The 215-nt window shown below is 58.6% G+C and carries 1 pseudogene; it reads right to left on the bottom strand.

The features are described from left to right. Positions 1-191 (bottom strand): annotated as a pseudogene (locus tag EXE45_RS19315) (7-cyano-7-deazaguanine synthase); the annotation flags it as partial. Between the last annotated feature and the right edge of the window lie 24 nt (positions 192-215).

The raw sequence follows: 215 nt of genomic DNA, 5'->3' as shown, positions 1-215 counted from the left end.
TTTCGGAACGCCTCTAACCGGAAGACACACGCATCGCACGTCCCACACGCCGGCCCTTCGTCCCGGAAACATGACCACGTGATGTCGTACGGCACACCGAGCTCTAACCCGCGCTCCGCGATCTCCGTTTTCGACCACTCGACGAACGGCGCTCTCAACTCAATGTCTGTCTCCGGTTTCGTCCCGACGTTTTTCGACGCGTTTCAGAACGTGAT

This window comes from Halorubrum sp. SP9, from assembly GCF_005435015.1.
GTDB classification, from domain to species: Archaea; Halobacteriota; Halobacteria; order Halobacteriales; family Haloferacaceae; genus Halorubrum; species Halorubrum sodomense.
This window is presented reverse-complemented; position numbering and strand designations above follow the sequence as displayed.